The organism is Oleiphilus messinensis (assembly GCF_002162375.1).
Lineage (GTDB): Bacteria > Pseudomonadota > Gammaproteobacteria > Pseudomonadales > Oleiphilaceae > Oleiphilus > Oleiphilus messinensis.
Window position 1 is genome coordinate 5,417,262 of the sequence record NZ_CP021425.1, and the last position, 19,880, is coordinate 5,437,141.

Here is a 19,880-nt window from a genome sequence, read left to right on the forward strand (position 1 = left end):
CTGCTACTCCTGAGTTTCCGCACACTTTACACAAAATGAAGTAAATGGTCTGACCTTCAGTCTCGCTTCGGCAATAGGCTCACCACAGGCCTGACATTCACCAAAAAGCCCCTCATCCATACGGATCAGCGCATGATTAATCTGCTGTATCTCCGACTCTGCCTCAGCCCCCAGCACATCAAGCACCTCCCCATTCTCGAGCTCTACGGCCTGCTCCGCAAAATCATGATCCAGGGGTTTACCCAAATCCACTTTGATTGCTTCCAACCGTTTTTCCAGTTCTGTACGACGCTCGATAAGCTGCGTTCGAAGCTCTTTCTGAGAATTCATCAATACCAACTCCTGAATAAAAAACTGGACTTGTAAGAGCCCCAAACCTATAAATAGAAATAAATGCGGAGCTCGCTCGGCACCAAGCGTCAACAGACCCTGATAAGTCAAAGTATACTCATTACAATAAACGGGAATTGCAGTGCGCTTAAAGTTTCAAATCATGACACTTCTGCTACCAGCCGGTATCATTCCACTGATAGTCTTTGCGCTGTTTGCTTTTTTTTATATTCAAGGCAACACTCAGCGCTACACAATCAATACGCTTCAGGCATCCATTGAAGATGTCTCAGCCCGTATCGAAAAACATATGTCTATAGCCAACACTTCATTAGAGTTATTGGCAAATGAACAATCTCTGACCTCTCTCCTGCGAGATGATCCACGCCCGGATAATCAACAACTCAGCACAATAAAACGTGCTTTGGATAATTTTCAACGGAATAACCCGGCGTTTATCAGTATATCGCTACTTTCCGATAACGGCATAATTTTACAGTCTACAACCACTTCAGTACCGCCCGAAATGTACCTGATGAATATCGATGATCGTTCTTTTGAAGATTCGTTGACGCTATCAGATTTTCAGAAACAAAGGCAGGAAGGCGGTTTACTCTACATGCAAACTCGCAAGCTCAAACACTATCCAGCCGGTCAGCCTTTTGACAGTAGCGAAGGCTATTTACAGCTGATATACCAAATCAACGGAGAGGAAATTCTTGCTGATGCAGCCAATACCACCGATACCGGTTATTTGGCGCTGACAGATAGCAATGGTAACGTTTTCTTTCATACGGCTCCTGACGGTGAATTAGCGTCAGAACTTGCCACAAAAGCAGTACAAGGCCGACACCGCACCATTAAAACCTACCAAATGAATGGCCAGGGCTACTTCGCCGGCTTTAATCGTTTACATCAGGGGCTGTACTTGATCGGCTTCACATCGGAAGCAGCTGCGAGCCAGCAAGCCCAAACACTGGCAACGTACTCCTTTTGGCTATTACTGGTCATTATTCTGATCAGTATTGGTGTAGTGCACTTCCAATCACGAATGATGTTCATTGACCGGATTATCTCGCTGGCCGAACTGACCCGACGGATCCGCGATGGCAAACCGATACAAGACATTGATATCAGCGGCAAGGATGAGCTCAGTGACTTATCCAAAGCATTTCAGGAGATGGCGGAAAGCCTCAAGAAAAGCCAACAAGAAATTAATAAATTGGCTTACTATGACCATTTGACGGAACTTCCGAACAAACTAACGTTTGATGCAGCGCTAAACAAAGCCATCGAATACAGCGAGCGCAGTGGCCGGGCATTGGCCATTCTTGTGGTTGACCTGGATAACTTCAAACTGGCGAATGATGTTTACGGACATAGCGCGGGAGACGATATACTGCGCCAAGTCGCTCATCGCCTGAAAACCTGCCTGGGTCATGTCAACACTTCGGAGGTAACCCGCTCCTCACAGGGCTATTACGCGGAGGATATGATCATCCGCAACGGGGGGGACGAATTCTCCATACTGTTGACCGATCTTTTTCAGGCGTATCAAGCTTCGCTAATTGCCCAACGCATTATTGACGAGCTCTCTTTACCCTTTAAAGCCGGCGACAGTAACGTTAAATTGGGCGCGAGCATCGGGATTTCCATTTACCCTGTGGACGGCGTATCTTCGGAACAATTAATCAAGAATGCTGACCTGGCCATGTTTGAAGCGAAGAAGAATGGTAAAAATAACTTCCAATTCTTCACCCAGGCGCTCAACTCCTCCGCAGCCAAACGCCTGAATACCGAAGAAGAGCTGAATCAGGCCATCGAGCTTGATGAGTTTGTACTCCACTATCAACCCATTATTTACATGCCGACAGGGCGAATCAAAGTTCTGGAAGCATTGTTGCGCTGGCAGCACCCGGTAAAAGGCATTCAAACCCCCGTACAGTTTATGTCCGTCGCTGAAGAATCCGGTCAAATCGTGCCGATTGGAGATTTAGCCATTGCTAAAGCCTGCGAACAATTGGCAATTTGGCACAATGCCGGCTTCTCGGAAATAGTTGTCTCGATAAATTTATCCCCTAAACAATTGCTGCGGGGGGCTCCGGTGGAAACCATAAAATCAATGCTGGAGAAATATCAGATCAGAGCCAATAGCCTGCAAATTGAAGTCAAAGAGAATTTGCTGACACAGGATCAAGCAGCGAGCATTGAAGTCCTGAATTCACTAAAGGCAATCGGCGTTGGCATTGCCCTGGATGATTTTGGGAGCGGTTTTGCTTCTTTGTCGTTTTTGAAAAAATTCCCGATTGATACCATTAAAATCGACAGAAGCTTTATTCGGGACCTGGAACAGGATGAACGCAACGCGCTCATACTGCAAGCAACCACTCGACTAGCCAGAGATATCTCCCTGTCAGTCGTCATTGAAGGCATCGAAACCGACAATCACATTCAACTTATTCGAACCTGTGAATGTGATTATCTGCAAGGGTATTACTTTGCCAAACCAAAAGCGGCGAAAGACCTGAACCTGAACCAACGTTGGTCAGCCCAGTTCAATAAAGCCCAGCAGCTACAGATCAGCAGCAACAGTTAAACTGAATAACCGATAAGCCATGTTTTGGCATTGCACGGTTTAACGGTGAATAGGCGGAACGGCTTTGGCCAGTGCCTGACGCTCGGAAACCAGTGCGCCCGTCAAAGCAAACCCTTTAACCAGCCCGCTCTCGTCTGTAAACAGCGCTTTCAAATCACGACCTTCACCACTGACAGACCACTCGCCTTCAGCACCAACGGGAGGCGGCAGTACCGCAACAGGGCAGCAAGGTGTCTTGATTACAACAGGCATTACACCGTAGGTTACTTCTTTAGGGGTTCCCGTCAGGGTTTTCGCCAGGGAACGGGCACATTCCATCAATGGCAGCACGTAAAGCATCACGTGACCATCAACCTCTGCACAATCCCCCATGGCATAAACATTAGGCGCGCTGGTTTCCAGCAGACGGTTTACCACAATGCCCTTGGCAACCGTTAATCCCGCATCCTTGGCCAATTGCACACGAGGACGCAAGCCGACCGCAGACAAAACGGCATCAACGACCACCTGAGTGCCGTTGTCTAATGTACAACACACACCATCTTCTACTTTATCAATGCTCTCGACCACTTGACCAAGATGGAACGTCGTACCCGCTTCGGTAAGACCATCTTGCACAGCAGCTGCGGCCTGATCCGGAACCAACCCGGGTAATACGCCATCGCAAGGAGCGACAATATCAACCTTGAAACCACCGTTGATCAGGTCATTGGCGAACTCACACCCAATCAAGCCCGCGCCCATGATCAGTATCCGCTGTTTACCTTCTACGGCTTCCCGGAACCGGCGGTAGTCCAGTAGATCATTCACAGCATAAACGGACTCCTGAGCGGTTCCCGCGATATTCAGCTGGATGACATCAGCCCCCCAGGCCAGTACCAATTTACTGTAGGTGATCGCTTCATCACCAACCAGTACACACTGTTTTTCTGCATCGATACCGGTAACAGTGGTAAAGGTTCTGACATCGACAGCCAACTGCTCTACCATTCGTCCAGGATCTGCCATGGACAACTGCTCAGCAGTTTTATTCTTGGTGAAACCAGTGGACAACATTGGCTTGGAGTAAGAGTGTCCATCGTCCGCAGTCAACATCAGAATGGGTACATCTTTATCCGTTTTACGCAATTCTTTTGCGAGTGTATAGCCTGCCAGGCCAGTACCGATGATCACAATCGGATCATTACCGGACGTCTGGCTTTCGCTGTTTGAAGTGATGTCAGTATTATCTGCATTCATAAGTACATTACCAATGGAGCTGGGACAGGCACAAATGCCTGTCAAACTTCAGTTACGACTCGTTCAAGTCCTGATGGGAGATCAATCTCAGCCAATCTCAACCATTTCAAAATCTTCTTTTCCGACCCCGCAATCCGGGCACAACCAGTCTTCGGGAACATCATCCCAAGCGGTTCCGGGCTCGATACCATCATCTGGCCAACCCTTTTCTTCATCATAAATCAAACCACAAACCACACACTGCCACTTTTTCATAACTCATTCCTGACTTTTCTTGCTATTTGCTTTCAGTGTCATCGGTCACATCGGCTGTCAAGCCTTTGCCCGCTAACACCGCCCCATAAGAATGGCGGGCACAAATCATAAACCAATTGGATAGTCCATGAGAATTCACAAAGGTGTTCGATTACGAAAAACAGGACTCCAGGCAAGCAATGACCCGTTTCCCGTACCGGATTTGCCCGTCTACACCTCATTTTTTCTTATCAACACCCAGACACAGCCCGATCATCGAACCTGGTGTTATACGGGGTTACCATGGATTATGCAAGATCAAGGGTGCAGCTTGAACACCGACCTTACAATCAACAAGGCTTCTTGAACTGACTGGGACTCCCGAAGGCGCAGAATTATAGTACACTTAATAATGTTACATCAAATGATGTATTATAATTCATCAATTCCAAGACTACCTTTTTGCCCTAAAACTCCTTACTATGCCTCCCTGAGCAACTTTAGCAGTCGCTTGGAGCTCCACCAAAGCTCAAAGTCTCACAATACGTTAAGGGTTCCAACTAATGGATTCAATTGTTCAATCAATGCAACAGGTTTTTGACGAAGCTGATTGCCTGTACACCAAATCTCAGGTCGAGCGAGCCATTGCACAACTGGCTGGGAACATTACGGAAACCCTTGCCGAGTCCAACCCACTGGTGATCAGTGTCATGAATGGCGGCTTGGTATTTGCCGGCCAGCTACTTCCTTTATTGCAGTTCCCGCTGCAGCAAGACTATATGCACGCGTCACGCTATGGGGAGGCCGTTCAAGGAGGAACTTTAGATTGGCGGGTTCGACCGGAGTCGATGCTCACCGACAGAACCGTTTTGATCATCGACGACATTCTGGATCAAGGTGAAACCCTTGCCGCCATTATGGAAGATTGCAATAACGCCGGTGCCAAGGCGGTCTACACTGCGGTGCTGGTCGAGAAATTACATGACCGAAAAGCAAGGCCAGACATGCATGCAGATTACTGCGCACTCACTGTGGAAGACCGGTTTATTTTCGGCTACGGTATGGACTACAAGGGGTATTGGCGAAATGCAGCAGGAATCTATGCAGTAAAGGGCTTGTAATGCAGCGTACGGAAGTCCACCCTGCACAAGGCCAGATTCAGTTACCGCCACAATGGCGGCCTTGGTTGTTGGACAGAGGATCACTCACGCAACGTTTGATCGAATTGAGCCAAGGACACTTTTCCGTGCGCGTATTGAATTTCCAATTCGATTACCCCAGCCTCAATGAACGCAAACAGTTGAAACTCCCGGAACGGCGCGTGACGTTGATCCGCGAAGTCGAGTTGCTGTGCAGGAATATCCCGGCGGTTTATGCCCGAAGCATCATTCCACTGAATACGTTAACAGGGAAAGAAAAACAGCTTCGAAAACTGGGCAAGACACCATTGGGGGCGGTTTTGTTCAGAAGCAAGGCGATGCACCGCGGTCCTATTACCCTGTGTCACGAACGAGTAAAAGACATTCCTGGGTTACGTGCAAGACAAAACCGGCACATCGATGCAGAATTCAAAATTTGGGGGAGAAGTTCCCTGTTTTTTTTACACGAAAAACCCATACTGGTCGCAGAATACTTTTTACCTGAGCTGCTAAGCTTAATCCGCTAATACGGACAGCTCAAACCGGTAATACGGAAAAGCACTGAATCAAAACCAGAAACCGAACCACAACTTTAGATTGCCCATGACTCAAAGCGACCTGAAAATCAAACTCCCTTATTATATTCAGCTCACCCGACTCGACAAACCCATCGGCGTCGCACTCCTGATGTGGCCAACCCTGATGGGGCTGTGGGTTGCAGGGAACGGCAACCCGGATGAGTATCTCGTTCTGATCTTCATTCTCGGCGTGGTCATTATGCGCTCGGCTGGATGCGTCATTAACGATTATGCCGACCGACATATCGATCACAGCGTAGCGCGCACCCAGTTCCGCCCACTCACCAGTGGCAAAGTGCACGAAAAAGAAGCTTTGTCCCTGTTCGCACTGCTGTGCAGTTGCGCCTTCGTGCTCGTGCTATTTACCAATGGCCTCACGATACTGATGTCAATTGCGGCATTGGCTCTGGCCTCAACCTACCCCTTCATGAAACGGTATACCCATCTACCTCAGGTCGTACTGGGTGCTGCATTTGCCTGGGCCATACCGATGGCTTTTACCGCCCAAACAGAAACTGTGAGCTCGATCACCTGGATTCTCTACCTTGCCACGGTACTCTGGACCGTCGCCTATGATACTCAGTACGCAATGGTCGACCGGGATGACGATCTTAAAATCGGTGTTCGCTCAACAGCAATTTTGTTTGGCAGTGCAGACCGTCTGGTCATCGGTCTACTCCAGCTTGCAACACTGTTTTTGCTGAAATTGGCAGGTGATCAAGCAGGCTTGGGGGGATACTTTGACATAGCCCTGATATTGACCTTTGGTTTATTCGTTTACCAGCAGCATCTAATAAAAGACCGGGAACGGGATGGTTGTTTCAAAGCCTTCCTGAACAACCACTGGGCAGGCATGGTTCTGTTTTTTGGTATGGTATTGGAATATGGCCGCCAGGGACTATAACCTGAACAGGGCTGTCTTCGACTAATTATCTAGACAAGTAATTGATATTAAATCATCATCAAACCTCCAACCTGTCATATATTTGTCATATTATACAGTTGTAATATGTCAGCAATGACTATAGTGTTGAGGAATTCCGGACCATGTCTGATAAAACTGTGCTGATTGTTGATGATGAAGCTTCAATTCGTGAAATGATTGCCGTTGCTTTGGAAATGGCCGATTATAATTGCCTGGAAGCAGGAGATGCTCTGGAAGCGCATTCCATGATTGTGGATAAGAAGCCAGACCTGATCCTTCTGGATTGGATGCTGCCCGGCTCCAGTGGCATCGAACTGGCGCGACGCTTGAAAAGAGAAGAAAGTACCTCTGAAATTCCGGTCATCATGCTGACGGCCAAGGCTGAAGAAGATAATAAAGTCCAAGGCCTGGAAGTTGGTGCAGATGACTACATCACCAAACCTTTTTCACCACGGGAACTGGTTGCTCGCCTCAAAGCAGTACTTCGACGCACCACACCGCAAGGCGTGGAAAGCGCGATAGAAATCGACGGTTTGAAACTGGACCCGGTTTGTCACCGTGTTACGGCCGATGGCGAGTCGTTGAACATGGGCCCAACAGAGTATCGCTTATTGCAATTTTTCATGACACACCAGGATCGGGTCTATACTCGTAGTCAACTACTGGACCAGGTCTGGGGCGGAAACGTTTATGTTGAAGAGCGCACCGTTGATGTTCACATTCGTCGCTTGAGAAAAGCGCTGGGCTCTGATTACGAACAACTGATACAAACCGTCCGGGGTGCTGGCTATCGATTCTCTACTAAGGCGGCCTGATTGAACCCATGGCAATAATGAGACGCGAGTGGTCCCACTATGTCCGGTTGTTGTTGTGGGGCCTGCTACTATGCCTCTCTCTGGGCATTGCAATTGACGAACCGGCCTGGGTGATAACTGCAGGACTCTCCGCCTATGTCGGCTGGACATTACGACAGACCTACCGCCTGCACCGATGGCTTTACAAGTCTCCTGAAGCAGGCACCCCCCCACCTGAAAGTAAAGGCCTCTGGGGAGATCTGTTTGACGGCATTTACGAAACCCAACAACACCACGCCAAAGCACAAAAGCGACTTCAGGATTTGGTGAATCGCATCCAGCAATCCAGCAACGCGCTTCATGACGGCGTAATACTGGTCAATGCCCGAGGCGAGATGGAATGGTGGAATAAAGCGGCCAGTCGCTTACTGGGATTTCATGAAAACCGGGATCGCGGACAAATCATCTACAATCTGGTTCGGCAACCCGAATTCAAACGCTACTTCGATAACAAAGTTTATGAAGACCCGATTGAGGTATTCTCCCCCGAACACCCTAATTTGCGCATTCAGTTCCATATTACCCTGTTCGGTGAAAATGAGCGGATCATACAGGTTCACGATGTAACACGCCTCTATCAACTGGAACAAATGCGAAAAGATTTTGTGAGCAATGTGTCTCACGAAATGCGCACACCGCTCACCGTTATTACGGGCTATCTGGAAACCATCGAGGATAACCTTGATACCTTTCCGAAGAAGTGGCACCGAAGTGTTCGCACCATGACTGCCCAATCGCAACGGATGGAATCACTGATCACAGATTTGCTGCTCCTGGCGAAAGTTGAAACCAGCGAAAAAGCACAAACCAACCGAATTGCACAGATCAAACCACTACTCGAGAGCATTCAACAAGATGCAATTGCTCTGAGCGCGGATAAAGGTCACGACATTACCTTGAATATCGAATGCCAATCCGCATTCCTGGGTGATGAAAACCAATTGCGCAGTGCCTTCTCCAACCTGGTGTTCAATGCGGTTAAATACACGCAGGCATCCGGTCGAATCGGGTTACGTTGGTGGAGCGATGCCAAGGGCGTACACTTCAGAGTAAGTGACAACGGCCCGGGATTTGACCCGATTCACATTCCCCGTTTAACGGAACGTTTTTACCGAGTCGATGCTGGCCGCCAAAGCAGTGTTGGTGGCACCGGGTTAGGTCTCGCCATCGTTAAACATGTGGTGATTAACCATGATGGGGAGCTGGAAATTCATACCGCCCCTGGCCAGGGTTGTGAATTTACGTGTCACTTCCCGCTCTTTCGTAAAATCAACGATTTGAGCCTCGGCAGTAAACGTCAATCGGCCTAATCAGCCTGAGTCATGCACTCCCTCAAGAGAAGCGGGCCATAAATTTCGAGAGGTGTTCAATTTTTTCCGGATCCTCATCCACAAATCGGATAATGATGCTGACGAAATCTGTATCCTGACGCTTCTCTACGGCCTGCAGCTGGTGCACATAACCGTTCAAGCGCGCGACATTACCCGGCTCGAATTCCATATCGACAACGGCGGCGTCCAAAATACCGGGAAACTCGGTTTCCCGTTTAGAGATCACCTTCACTTCAGTTAAAGAAACGCTCTTCACAACACATTTTAATGTCACATTAGCAAAGCGCACCTCGGCAAAATTTTGACCTTTGAGTTCAACACTTTTAGCAGACGCAGCACCACTGTTTGCAGTTTGCCCGCCAGAAACCTCTTCCGGCCCGAGCCCTGGTGCTACCGACTTTTTACCCGCTTGCGTCAAAATAGAGGCCGATTGCTTGAATGCATCCTGTAAGGGTGTTGATGTCGGCGGTGATACCCCTTTCAACTTCTTGCCCAATGCTTTGATAATTTTATTGGACAATTGTTCAGCACTGAACGGCTTTCCCAAATAATCGGTTACGCCTTCCTGAATGGCTTCCACAACGTGAGACTTGTCACCACGGCTCGTGACCATTACAAAAGGTACATCTTTGTAATTATCTTGCTGGCGAACCCAGCGCAGCAACTCGATACCAGACATTTCCGGCATTTCCCAGTCACACAAGATCAACTCGTACGATGTTCTACTCAACATCGCCTGCGCTTTCTTACCGTTAATTGCTTCATCCAGTGCAATTGTGGGAAAACCATTACGCACTGTTCTTTTTACCAGATCGCGAACAAAGCTGGCGTCATCCACCACCAATGCTTTTATATTTGCCATAGAGGCTCACTTTATTCTTGTCTTCTGTTGATTCGATACTCCCTAAGCATAGATCAGCAAACACCTGAACAGCAATGAGAAATTCGCTGCTTTTAGTAACCGCCACCAAGCTTTAAAGCGATTGTGCTTGTGCCGTCAATTCTTGCTCTTCACGAACCCAATAGGCTGTCGCCCCGCACACCGCGGCAGGAACCACAATCAAATTCAACACCGGTACCATCGCTGCAAAAAAAACAGGCAACCCGAAGCCAAGCGCAGTCAAACGCTTACGGGCCAGTTTTTGCTTCATTTGCGCAAATGTTTCCGCGTTATTATCAGAGGGGTAATCAACATACTGAACCGCCATCATCCATCCCGAAAATAATAACCAAAGCAGTGCCGCCAGCAAGTTGATCACCGGAACAAACCCCAGAATGAGCAATAAAATCGCCCGGGGAAGATAATACAGAATTTTATGAACCTCCCTGAGCAAGGATCTGGGAATAGACTTCAGAAAGGCTATCCAGCCACCTTCAACCTCAACCGGCTTTCCGGTCAGTTTCTTCTGCGTTAACTCAGACAAGTAACCATAAAATGGTGCCCCGACAAAATTCGCCAAGGCCACAAAACCATAGGCAAACAACAAGATGATAACCAGGCCATAAACAGCCCAAAGTAACCACTCTATAAAGGCCAGCCATTCTGGTAAACCTGACATGACCCAGGCTAACAAGTCAGAAAAAAAACTAGCCATTAAGGCGGAAAAGGCAAAAAATAAGAAAACGTTTAAGACAAGCGGAATAACAACAAACAATCGCAAACCGGGTTGACTGATAAGAGAAAACCCTTCGGAAAGATAACCCAATCCCTTAAAAACATTTCCAGACACGTATTAATCTCCTTGGAATAATGAAGGTGAAATGTCGCTGATACAGTACTCGTACCGACTTTCATCCAGCAAACATTGCTGAATCAGCAAATGTTTATAACGCATATCATTTTTCAGAAACACCCCTAACTCCCGAACGTCGTTTGCAGATGTTGCCGGCCCTAAAATAACACGGACAATCAAATTGACCGGAAACTTATGATAAAAACGCTCAATGTTATCTTTGCCGCGTTTTTGCCGAGCTTGCATTTTATCATTCACTGGCCTGAACAAACGCAACTCGCGTTCGTAGGCGAAACTTTCGGGACGACAGAGGGCCGGAATCAGAAAATTAGCACTATCCAGAGCAACAGGGCGATCTGCTCGGTAACTCACCTCGGTAAACTTTTGAGGCACCCCTTGGAATGAAGCATTTTGAAAATAGTCATCCTTTCCATTGAGCTCGATCACAATACCGCACCCCCGATTACCATAATGTTGCCAAATCTGGAGATTAGTCACATCCTGAAAAAACTGGCAAACGCTGATCGTGGACAATTGCGCACGACTCAAGACTGCCGTCGGCTTGCTCTCTTTTGCAGCCAGTTTGGCAACCACCTGCTCCCGTTGTTGCATCGCCTGCTCAAGAAAATAATCGAATGAAGCCAACTCGGCGAGATGAGCAGGTAGAGACTGGTATTGTTTCCATATTTCCGCTTTGATTTCCTCTTCTGTAACCTTTCTGGACTGCGCTTGACGTACGTTTAGATTCTCGAGGAAAGGGTCATTCAGATCCTTCAAGCGAATGAAGGGTAATCTGGCATCACGAAACAGCGTCAGGAAATCCGAATTTAAATACAAAAACACCAACTCTCCTTACCCGTAACCGGGAAGTACGAAATACACGATTACTGCTGACAGAGCAGTTCACAAATCTGTGATTTATCCACGATAATAACTTAACTTTACCTGCAACGTAACTCTCGCAAAGCAACGGGCAGCGACAACACAAAAGAACGATACTGAGCCACCAGAAAATGAACATTCAAAGCCAAATAAAACCTGATATTCTGTATTTTGATGAAGATATCGTCGTCACCAATAAACCCGCCAATCGTTTATCTGTACCGGGCCGAGACCCGACACTACCGTCCAGTATGTATACGCTGACGTCCGATAGTTTCGGTGAGCTACATGTTGTCCATCGTCTGGATTGCGAAACCTCAGGTATTATGGTGTTTGCCCGCAACAAAGAAGCGCTACGAAATCTGAGCAAACAGTTTCATGACCGGGTAACCCGAAAGCGCTATATCGCCGAAGTGTATGGAGACCCACTAAAAGCGGCGGGTACCATCGAAATCCCTTTGATTTGTGACTGGCCATTTCGCCCTCGGCAAAAAGTCGACTATGTTTATGGTAAATATGCCTGTACTCTGTACCGCAAAATCAAACCGGGGTACGCAGGTGCACGACTGGAACTCACCCCTGTAACAGGCCGCTCCCATCAACTAAGAGTACACATGCGAATGCTGGGGCACCCCATTCTGGGTGATGCGCTCTATGCTCATCCAGCAGCAAAGGTGCAGGCACCTCGTTTGTATTTACATGCCAGCCAATTGGAATTCAAGCACCCAACAAATGGCACATTGCAGCGCTTTGAGTGCGCAGCACCGTTTTAATACCCAGCGCCATTCATGGCGAAGACAGGACAATGTAAGACATTCGCCTTTTTTCTTGTGAGATATTTCCTACATTTGCGTAAGACATTACCGCCACGTGCTATGCATAAATATCTCACACGAAAACCAAGCACCCACTACCTAATTGATATTTATAGTTTTTTATTAGACATAACTGCCTAAAAAGCAAATGTGCGAAATATCCCACGATAGATGATGAATCCTGTCACAATTTCGACATGTATGAACTGCTATATTTAACTTCGTCAAGGATGACAGGGAAAAGGAAGCGGCACTAGGACTGTATCCTCACACGGATTAGAGGGGAAGCATGGAAAAAATGGATTTTTAGCTTAAGGGAACCCTTAACACCCCGTTAAGGCACCGCTCAAGATGAGCGAAAAGGAAATGGATTAGGAATTTCAGGGATCAGAAACTTCAGGATGATCGCGGTCAGGAAGGCTGCCAAGTCAGGACGACTACAAGGTCGGGAAGACTACAGGGTCAGGAAGACCAGCAGGGAATTTGCGCACAAGGACGAACGGCGCACAGGGATGACAACACAAGGAAGACTGCTCAGGGATAGTGAGCATCGGGATACGGAACCTCCCCTGAAAGGATTCGGAAAAGGACTCGAGCACTGGATTGCTCGACATGACAGGGTAAAAGGAACTATACGGGCTACGGAACGGTCCAGGTAACTAACTCTCCCCCCACGATTGAGTTAATTTCAACGTCGACCATGGATTATATCGGGGTTGCGGAAAGCCTCGATGCCAGGAAGCGAACAAAGAAAACCGGACACGGGACGGATACCCGCTCAAGGATGATAAAGACCTATTCCAAATAAGGGTGGCCTACTATCGGGTTACCCTCTTATTTTTTCTCTCCAGCACAATAAATCCTGACCCGGTTAAACTCCTCAAACTCATTCAAGTCTGGCCAGGTTCGGCAGGTATATACCTCTTGCAATTCATAGCCCGGCGCACTTAAATTTTTGATTCGGGAGTCAGCTAATACAACCTGTTGCGCACGGGAACAAAATGCATCCAGAAATGTCAGATTTTCCCGGTCATACAACACATCTGCTGCCAAAATAACATCAATTTCCCCCTGCACTTTGAAAAAATCACATTCGGTTTTCAGTGATACGCCATTTAATGCCGCATTCACTTTCGCGGCCAATAATGCATCCTGATCCAAATCACATGCAATGACTTCAGCGGCCCCTGCCAGTGCAGCAGCGATACCCGCAACTCCGGATCCTGCACCAAAATCAAGACAACGGCGCCCCCTCACCCACTCTGGATGATCCATTATGTAGGATGCCAAAGCTTGTCCACTGGCCCAACAGAACGACCAATAGGCGGGCTCGGCAACAACGGCCTGAGCCTCATCATGAGTGAGCGGGCCATGCATGACATCCGGATCAAACAAATAGAGACTCAATTGAGGACACCCTGGCAGGGAATACGGTTTCAAATCCGCTCTCGGCAGTGTAACGCGAATCGCATCCAACAAAAGCGACAGATCTGTTTTTGCTTCAGTTTGTCTGAATTCCCCAACCACGCCGTGACTACCCCTAAGAATTAATATTGCGCAACACAAGCCCGGCACCTTAACGTATTCACGGTGGGAGCTCAACACCACCGAGCACCTTACATCATTCGAGGGCTTCGCTTGGCAATCAGGAAAAACCGTGCTAAAAACACAGTACTCGCATAAATCAGCTACTTAAAAAAAAATCAGCACAACGAAACGTCACTACAAATGCATTAACAAACGCTCTAACGAAACGCATTAAAAATTACTCGCCAGAAAAAAGGCGGACAAAAAAGCCCGAGTCACGGAAAATAACTGCCAATTTCCCAGCCCTCCTTGCAATTGCGCCGATGATGCAACACCGTAAGGCATTTGCAAAATTCTGGCGGGATAATTTCCCGTGACCACAATCATCTCCACAAAGACAAGGATACAATATGGATAATCTTCTTTCCGATGGCCAAAAACAAGTTGGTGAATTCAGTGACTGGATCACAGGAATGGTTATGGACTACGGTCCGGGCTTATTACTTGCGATCATTACACTCATTATCGGGCTTTGGCTAATCAATCGCCTCATCAACCTGCTCGATAAGTCAATGACGGCTAAAGTTGAACCAACGTTGTTGAAATTCCTGCACAGCCTCTGCTCAATTGGCCTGAAAGTACTGTTGCTGATCTCTGTCGCGGCGATGGTCGGTATCGAAACCACATCATTCATCGCCGTACTCGGTGCAGCGGGTCTTGCAGTGGGCTTGGCGTTGCAGGGGAGCCTGGCAAACTTTGCCGGAGGCGCACTCATTCTTTTCTTCAAACCCTTCAAAGTAGGTGATTCAATCAAGGCTCAAGGTTTTGCCGGTGTAGTACGCGAAATCCAGATTTTCAATACAATTATCACCACTTTCGACAATCAACGTGTCATCATACCGAATGCGCTGCTGTCGAATGGCTGCCTGGTCAATGTCAATGTCGAAAGCACCCGGCGCGTCGATATGGTTTTTGGCATCAGTTACGACGATGACATCAAAAAAGCCAAAGAAATTTTGAACCGGCTTGTCGAGGCTGATGAGCGAATTCTGAAAGATCCAGCACCGGTCATCGCACTTTCCGAACTGGCGGACAGCTCTGTAAACTTTGCGGTTCGCACTTGGGTTAAAACACCGGATTACTGGGCGGTTTATTTTGCGATGCATGAAAATGTCAAACTGACATTCGATGCTGAAGATATTAGCATCCCGTACCCGCAGCGGGATGTACACGTCTACAATGAACAAAAATAAGCCAGGCCAATTTCAATATCGAAAGTCGTAATCGTACAATACGATGCTTGAAACCGGCCACCAAGCTGGAGCTTCGAAAACAGAAGCTCCAGTCTAACATAACAATTCTAAGAACCGGCCACTAGAATCGAACGCCTGGATGCGGCGATGCACACAGGGCTCGGCAGTTCAAATAAATCGCTCAATACCTTAAAATTCATACATAATTCACATTATCGTTACAAATCCCTACTTCTTTAATTCGGCATGCTGTTCTAATCTTAACTTTAGAGCAACTGAAACTTCAGGAAAGTCCCACCGGGCCGATCACAAAGTAAAGTTGAAATGAAACGGCGCAAGGAACATCCTGAAATACTGTCTACATTGAGGAGTTGTCTATGCCCGTACAACAGCTTAAAGAGTACCTTGACGAGCAACAAATTCGTTATGTATCAGTGCAGCATTCTCCAGCTTTCACGGCACAGGAGATTGCACACAGCGCACATATTCGTGGTGACCGACTGGCAAAAACCGTTATCATTGATATCGATGGAAAAATGGCAATGGTGGTACTGCCAGCCTCTTATAGAATACGTTGGGACAAATTCATGAATGCCATGGGAACGGACTTCATTGAACTTGCAGACGAAGATGAGTTTAAAGATGCATTCCCGGGCTGCGAAGTTGGCGCCATGCCACCCTTCGGTAATCTATATAGCATGAATATATACCTATGCGACGCGCTTGCGCAGCACGAAGAAATTGCCTTCAGTGCAGGCACCCACAGCGAAACCATTAAAATGAGTTATCAGGACTACATATCACTGGCCTGCCCTGTGATTTTAAGTGAAGGTTTCGCCAAACCTGAGTGTAAAAAGAAAACACCAAGCTGGCTGATGGCACAGCGAACAGCAAAAATCGCATAAACACGAGAAATTTGGAAGGAACGACTTGCCCCCAAAACGGAATCCAGTAAACGCGTTTTGGGGGTAGTTGCCAGATCTTGGCAACTGTCCCTATGGTAGCGTCAGATAGTAGCTACGACCATCACGCTCGATTCGCAATAATATCGCCTCAGCCCCCCGCACCGCACGCTTTAATTGCTCAACGTTTCGGACTCGAACACGGTTTGCTGCCACAATCAAATCCCCCTGTAGTAATCCTTGCTCCCGAGCGGGCCCAGTGTCCGAACTCGAAATTTCAACAGCAACAGATTCCGGCCCATTTTTCAGGTGGTAGTCCCGCAACGCCAAACCGGTCAGCATAGCATGTACTTCTGCACCGTTCATCACGTTGGCCTGCGCAGACTTCAGCTCAGCCACAATCGTCATTTCAACGCCATTACGGACAACTCGAAAATTAACCGGCCTGCCTACAGCCGCGAGGCCAATCCGGTTATTCAAATCCTGGGCAGATGACACGCTACGACCATTCATTGCCAACACAACATCACCCGCCTGAAAACCAGCTTCCGCAGCAGGCATATCGGCAAGCACACGCGTCACCAAAACACCACGCACACTCGTCAGCTGGAACGCTTCTGCGAGCTTTGGTGTCACATCCTGGAACAACAGACCTAACTGTCCTCTGCGCACCTCACCATAGGCAATAAGCTGGTCGAGCACATTCAATGCGATTTCTGTAGGTATCGCAAAGCCAATGCCCACATTCCCCCCTGCAGGCGCAATAATCGCAGAATTTATGCCAACAAGTTCTCCTCTCAAATTAATCAGCGCCCCCCCTGAATTCCCCGGATTTATTGAAGCATCGGTTTGTATAAAATCCTCATAACCGTAGATGCCCAGCCCGCTTCGACCTAATGCGCTGACAATACCTGAGGTTACAGTCTGGCCAAGACCAAACGGGTTGCCAATGGCGACCACAAAATCCCCCACCTCCAGACTCGAAGAGGTTGTCGTCGGTAGCAGCGCGAGATGTTGCGCCTGAATTCGCAAAACTGCAATATCAACCGATTCATCTGACCCCAACAGGGTTGCGCTCAATTCCTGGCCGTCCTGCAAAGTCACCGTGATGTCGTCCGCTTGATCAATCACATGATGATTCGTTAACACATAACCTACAACACCACCGTTTTGCGACTCTGTGCGAACGATTACCCCTGAGCCCGCACTCTGCGGTCGTCGCTCCGGAGTTTGATTTCGTTGCTTGAATAACCGGTCGGGAACATTAAAAAAGCGTCGAAAGAATGGGTCGTCCAACAAAGGGTTAATCCGCCGGACCTGGGTAAAGGTCGCAATATTCACCACCGCAGGCGTAGCCTGTTTTAATATAGGTGCCAGTGAGGGCACCGGCTTACCTGCGACTTGATCCGGTATCGCCGCCCAGCTTCGTGAAGGCATTATTAACCCAAATATCAATACTGTCAGACCAAGTAACACCACCATTACGGTGACACGACTTTCCCGATTCAGGTTTCCGGCGTAACATTTCACAACATAGGCCTCGTCAAAGTTATTTGTCTGTTTCCGCATCCAATTAAAGCCGGTGATCAGGCTCAATATCCCGCTACGAATGCTTAAGAAGAGTTATAAGGACATTGCAAATTTAAACAACTTACAGCAATTTAATCTTGATTCGCTTGATACTGACGTCATTCGTGATCGCTTCGGCAACAGTCAGGTGTTTTAGCGAATACTAAACGTCTATAATGCGCGAAGGCATGCCCATTTCACAAAGCTTAAAACGAGATTTTCAAACCCACTATGAATAATCCTTCTCCTGCACCTTCGGTAAACAATTTCGATATTATCATTGTTGGCGCCGGGATGGTTGGTTCAGCACTGGCTTGCGGACTTGCAGACGCAGGTTATCAAGTTGCCTTGGTCGACCAACGTCCGGCCCCGGATTATGAACCCGATGCCCCTCCCCATATCCGCGTTTCTGCACTCAGTTACGCCAGCGAATTATTTTTAAGAACATTGGGAGCATGGGACGAAATTGAAAAAATGCGGGCAGCGGAATACAAGCGCCTCGCGGTATGGGAAAAGCTCGATAACCTGGAGCTGAAATTTGGCCAGAAAAGGCTTAATAAAACCGAATTCAATGCCAGCGAGGTCAACAAGAGCCACCTGGGCTTTATTGTGGAAAATGACATCACTCAATTAGCCCTGCACAGAGCGTTCGCACAACGACCCGGGGTACAATTCATTTGCCCGTTTAAAATCCGCAGCATTACCCTCGCAGAAGATTTTGTGCGTGCCGAAAGCGAAGATGAGGTACTTCAGGCCAAGCTCATTATCGGCGCAGATGGAGCCCAGTCACTCGTACGCCAGAGTAGTCACATCCCGCTCAGTGCCAGCCAATATGATCAGCATGCCATGGTGATCACAATTCGCTATGAGGGCAAACAGCAAGACATTACCTGGCAAGCTTTTACGCCGACAGGTCCAGTGGCTTTTTTGCCGTTACCGGATATCGATGGCAGTCACTTCGCCTCATTGGTCTGGTATGACAGTCCAGAAACGATTTCTCAATTGATGAAGCTGTCCAGCGATGAGTTGGTACAGCAGATTAATGCCAAGTATCCTGAAGAACTTCCGGAAATCCTGGACATTGTCGAACGAGGCCGCTTCCCCCTGACTCGGCAACATGCAAAGCGCTACGTCGCACCGAGGGTTGCGCTGGCGGGGGATTCAGCCCACACGATCAATCCACTGGCCGGCCAGGGGGTCAATCTCGGGTTTCAGGATGCGGAAGCTTTGATTGGCGTACTGTCTCAGACGCATGCCCAGGGACAAGACCCCGGACTGATCAATATACTCAAGAATTATGAAGACCTACGCCGGAACCACAATGCCCTGATGATGACCGCAATGGATGTTTTTTACCACAGTTTCAGCAACCAGATCCCGCCACTTAAACTGCTCAGAAACCTGGGGTTACATCTTGCCGACCGGGCTCCATTTGCAAAAAAGGAAGTACTCAAGTTTGCCATGGGGCTTCAGACCCAGCAAAAAATACCGGGTGCCGACTTTAACTGGCGTGACCTTAAACTGCCCGCCCCACCGTTACCCAAATCATTGCCCCGCTTGCCGTTGCCACCGTTTTTGCAACGAAAAAAATAAGTATTATCAATCACTATGGAGCTCACACAATGGCCGATACCATCTTCAAGAAAATAATTGATCGGGAGATACCTGCAGACATCGTTTACGAAGATCAACAATGCCTTGCATTCAAGGATATCAACCCCCAGGCCCCGATTCACCTGTTGATTATCCCTAAAAAAGAAATTGCCACAGTAAACGATATAGAAGCCGCAGACGCCGCTGTGGTCGGCCACCTGTTTTACGTCGCGGCCAAGCTGGCAAAGGAGCTGGGTGTTGCCGATGATGGCTACCGCACGGTTATTAATTGCAACAAACACGGTGGCCAGGAGGTGTACCACCTTCACGTACACTTACTAGCAGGCAAGCCACTGGGGTGGCCACCTTACGCCCCCTAA

Annotated in this window: 20 protein-coding genes; 12 read left to right on the forward strand and 8 right to left on the reverse strand. The window is 48.1% G+C overall.

Annotated features, from left to right (window positions below):
- Positions 1–3: 3 nt before the first annotated feature.
- Positions 4–330 (reverse strand): TraR/DksA family transcriptional regulator, encoded by a 327-nt coding sequence (locus OLMES_RS23530; RefSeq protein WP_198343103.1) that lies wholly within the window; start codon positions 328–330, stop codon positions 4–6.
- A 163-nt stretch (positions 331–493) separates the two neighbouring features.
- Here OLMES_RS23530 and OLMES_RS23535 point away from each other — a divergent pair, with 163 nt between their 5' ends.
- Positions 494–2,926 carry a bifunctional diguanylate cyclase/phosphodiesterase gene (locus OLMES_RS23535; protein ID WP_157678500.1) on the forward strand — a complete coding sequence of 811 codons (2,433 nt, stop codon included), beginning with the start codon at positions 494–496 and terminating at the stop codon, positions 2,924–2,926.
- A gap of 39 nt (positions 2,927–2,965) precedes the next feature.
- Here the strand turns inward: OLMES_RS23535 and OLMES_RS23540 are convergent, their stop codons facing one another.
- Entirely contained in the window at positions 2,966–4,165 is a 1,200-nt protein-coding gene (locus OLMES_RS23540) for an NAD(P)/FAD-dependent oxidoreductase (RefSeq protein ID WP_087463496.1), read from the reverse strand.
- Positions 4,166–4,252: 87 nt separating this feature from the next.
- On the reverse strand, positions 4,253–4,420 hold the full coding sequence (locus tag OLMES_RS23545; protein ID WP_087463497.1) for a rubredoxin: 168 nt from the start codon (positions 4,418–4,420) through the stop codon (positions 4,253–4,255).
- 127 nt (positions 4,421–4,547) lie between these two features.
- Between OLMES_RS23545 and OLMES_RS28415 the strand changes: the two genes are divergently transcribed.
- The 6 genes from OLMES_RS28415 (at position 4,548) to phoR (ending at position 9,205) form a co-directional block, all read left to right on the forward strand.
- On the forward strand, positions 4,548–4,766 hold the full coding sequence (locus OLMES_RS28415) for a hypothetical protein (RefSeq protein ID WP_087463498.1): 219 nt from the start codon (positions 4,548–4,550) through the stop codon (positions 4,764–4,766).
- 196 nt (positions 4,767–4,962) lie between these two features.
- Positions 4,963–5,520, forward strand: coding sequence for a hypoxanthine-guanine phosphoribosyltransferase (locus OLMES_RS23555; RefSeq protein ID WP_087463499.1), 558 nt, complete (start codon positions 4,963–4,965; stop codon positions 5,518–5,520).
- Entirely contained in the window at positions 5,520–6,065 is a 546-nt protein-coding gene (locus OLMES_RS23560; RefSeq protein ID WP_087463500.1) for a chorismate--pyruvate lyase family protein, read from the forward strand. The genes OLMES_RS23555 and OLMES_RS23560 overlap by 1 nt, the downstream gene beginning before the upstream one ends.
- Positions 6,066–6,141: 76 nt before the next feature.
- Positions 6,142–7,020, forward strand: coding sequence for a 4-hydroxybenzoate octaprenyltransferase (gene ubiA, locus OLMES_RS23565; protein WP_087463501.1), 879 nt, complete (start codon positions 6,142–6,144; stop codon positions 7,018–7,020).
- Positions 7,021–7,163: 143 nt separating this feature from the next.
- Positions 7,164–7,856: a phosphate regulon transcriptional regulator PhoB gene (gene phoB, locus OLMES_RS23570; protein ID WP_087463502.1), complete on the forward strand. Its 693-nt coding sequence runs from the start codon at positions 7,164–7,166 to the stop codon at positions 7,854–7,856.
- A gap of 8 nt (positions 7,857–7,864) precedes the next feature.
- On the forward strand, positions 7,865–9,205 hold the full coding sequence (gene phoR / locus OLMES_RS23575) for a phosphate regulon sensor histidine kinase PhoR (protein ID WP_232465187.1): 1,341 nt from the start codon (positions 7,865–7,867) through the stop codon (positions 9,203–9,205).
- A gap of 22 nt (positions 9,206–9,227) precedes the next feature.
- On the opposite strand, the gene OLMES_RS23580 is transcribed toward phoR, so the two are convergent.
- From OLMES_RS23580 to OLMES_RS23590, 3 genes are all read right to left on the reverse strand, one after another.
- Entirely contained in the window at positions 9,228–10,088 is an 861-nt protein-coding gene (locus tag OLMES_RS23580) for a response regulator (protein WP_087463503.1), read from the reverse strand.
- A gap of 112 nt (positions 10,089–10,200) precedes the next feature.
- Entirely contained in the window at positions 10,201–10,956 is a 756-nt protein-coding gene (cysZ, locus tag OLMES_RS23585; protein ID WP_087463504.1) for a sulfate transporter CysZ, read from the reverse strand.
- A 3-nt stretch (positions 10,957–10,959) separates the two neighbouring features.
- Positions 10,960–11,802 (reverse strand): DUF2971 domain-containing protein, encoded by an 843-nt coding sequence (locus OLMES_RS23590; protein ID WP_087463505.1) that lies wholly within the window; start codon positions 11,800–11,802, stop codon positions 10,960–10,962.
- Between the two features lie 170 nt (positions 11,803–11,972).
- Between OLMES_RS23590 and OLMES_RS23595 the strand changes: the two genes are divergently transcribed.
- Positions 11,973–12,614: a pseudouridine synthase gene (locus tag OLMES_RS23595; protein ID WP_087463506.1), complete on the forward strand. Its 642-nt coding sequence runs from the start codon at positions 11,973–11,975 to the stop codon at positions 12,612–12,614.
- An 876-nt stretch (positions 12,615–13,490) separates the two neighbouring features.
- Here OLMES_RS23595 and OLMES_RS23605 read toward each other — a convergent pair.
- Positions 13,491–14,183, reverse strand: a complete 693-nt coding sequence (locus tag OLMES_RS23605) for a class I SAM-dependent methyltransferase (protein WP_232465188.1) — start codon at positions 14,181–14,183, stop codon at positions 13,491–13,493.
- Between the two features lie 410 nt (positions 14,184–14,593).
- Between OLMES_RS23605 and OLMES_RS23610 the strand changes: the two genes are divergently transcribed.
- Both OLMES_RS23610 and OLMES_RS23615 read left to right on the forward strand, forming a co-directional pair.
- The gene (locus OLMES_RS23610) at positions 14,594–15,436 is read left to right on the forward strand and encodes a mechanosensitive ion channel family protein (RefSeq protein WP_087463508.1); all 843 of its coding nucleotides are present in this window, start codon (positions 14,594–14,596) and stop codon (positions 15,434–15,436) included.
- Between the two features lie 377 nt (positions 15,437–15,813).
- Positions 15,814–16,341 carry an aminoacyl-tRNA deacylase gene (locus OLMES_RS23615; RefSeq protein ID WP_087463509.1) on the forward strand — a complete coding sequence of 176 codons (528 nt, stop codon included), beginning with the start codon at positions 15,814–15,816 and terminating at the stop codon, positions 16,339–16,341.
- Positions 16,342–16,431: 90 nt separating this feature from the next.
- On the opposite strand, the gene OLMES_RS23620 is transcribed toward OLMES_RS23615, so the two are convergent.
- On the reverse strand, positions 16,432–17,907 hold the full coding sequence (locus OLMES_RS23620; RefSeq protein WP_232465189.1) for a Do family serine endopeptidase: 1,476 nt from the start codon (positions 17,905–17,907) through the stop codon (positions 16,432–16,434).
- Positions 17,908–18,138: 231 nt separating this feature from the next.
- On the opposite strand from OLMES_RS23620, the gene OLMES_RS23625 reads away from it, so the two are divergent.
- Together OLMES_RS23625 and OLMES_RS23630 are read left to right on the forward strand one after the other, a co-directional pair.
- A complete protein-coding gene (locus tag OLMES_RS23625; protein ID WP_087463510.1) occupies positions 18,139–19,500 on the forward strand; it encodes an FAD-dependent oxidoreductase in 1,362 nt (453 codons plus the stop codon).
- A gap of 29 nt (positions 19,501–19,529) precedes the next feature.
- Positions 19,530–19,880: a histidine triad nucleotide-binding protein gene (locus OLMES_RS23630; protein ID WP_087463511.1), complete on the forward strand. Its 351-nt coding sequence runs from the start codon at positions 19,530–19,532 to the stop codon at positions 19,878–19,880.

Coding starts and splice junctions, on each gene's coding strand:
- phoR (WP_232465187.1), top strand. CDS start 7,865: ATGGCAATAATGAGACGCGAGTGGTCCCACTATGTCCGGTTGTTGTTG.
- OLMES_RS23630 (WP_087463511.1), top strand. CDS start 19,530: ATGGCCGATACCATCTTCAAGAAAATAATTGATCGGGAGATACCTGCA.
- OLMES_RS23545 (WP_087463497.1), bottom strand. CDS start 4,420: ATGAAAAAGTGGCAGTGTGTGGTTTGTGGTTTGATTTATGATGAAGAA.
- OLMES_RS23580 (WP_087463503.1), bottom strand. CDS start 10,088: ATGGCAAATATAAAAGCATTGGTGGTGGATGACGCCAGCTTTGTTCGC.
- OLMES_RS23540 (WP_087463496.1), bottom strand. CDS start 4,165: ATGAATGCAGATAATACTGACATCACTTCAAACAGCGAAAGCCAGACG.
- phoB (WP_087463502.1), top strand. CDS start 7,164: ATGTCTGATAAAACTGTGCTGATTGTTGATGATGAAGCTTCAATTCGT.
- OLMES_RS23560 (WP_087463500.1), top strand. CDS start 5,520: ATGCAGCGTACGGAAGTCCACCCTGCACAAGGCCAGATTCAGTTACCG.
- OLMES_RS23535 (WP_157678500.1), top strand. CDS start 494: ATGACACTTCTGCTACCAGCCGGTATCATTCCACTGATAGTCTTTGCG.
- OLMES_RS23595 (WP_087463506.1), top strand. CDS start 11,973: ATGAACATTCAAAGCCAAATAAAACCTGATATTCTGTATTTTGATGAA.
- OLMES_RS23620 (WP_232465189.1), bottom strand. CDS start 17,907: ATGCGGAAACAGACAAATAACTTTGACGAGGCCTATGTTGTGAAATGT.
- OLMES_RS23625 (WP_087463510.1), top strand. CDS start 18,139: ATGAATAATCCTTCTCCTGCACCTTCGGTAAACAATTTCGATATTATC.
- ubiA (WP_087463501.1), top strand. CDS start 6,142: ATGACTCAAAGCGACCTGAAAATCAAACTCCCTTATTATATTCAGCTC.
- OLMES_RS23615 (WP_087463509.1), top strand. CDS start 15,814: ATGCCCGTACAACAGCTTAAAGAGTACCTTGACGAGCAACAAATTCGT.
- OLMES_RS28415 (WP_087463498.1), top strand. CDS start 4,548: ATGAGAATTCACAAAGGTGTTCGATTACGAAAAACAGGACTCCAGGCA.
- OLMES_RS23555 (WP_087463499.1), top strand. CDS start 4,963: ATGGATTCAATTGTTCAATCAATGCAACAGGTTTTTGACGAAGCTGAT.
- OLMES_RS23530 (WP_198343103.1), bottom strand. CDS start 330: ATGAATTCTCAGAAAGAGCTTCGAACGCAGCTTATCGAGCGTCGTACA.
- OLMES_RS23610 (WP_087463508.1), top strand. CDS start 14,594: ATGGATAATCTTCTTTCCGATGGCCAAAAACAAGTTGGTGAATTCAGT.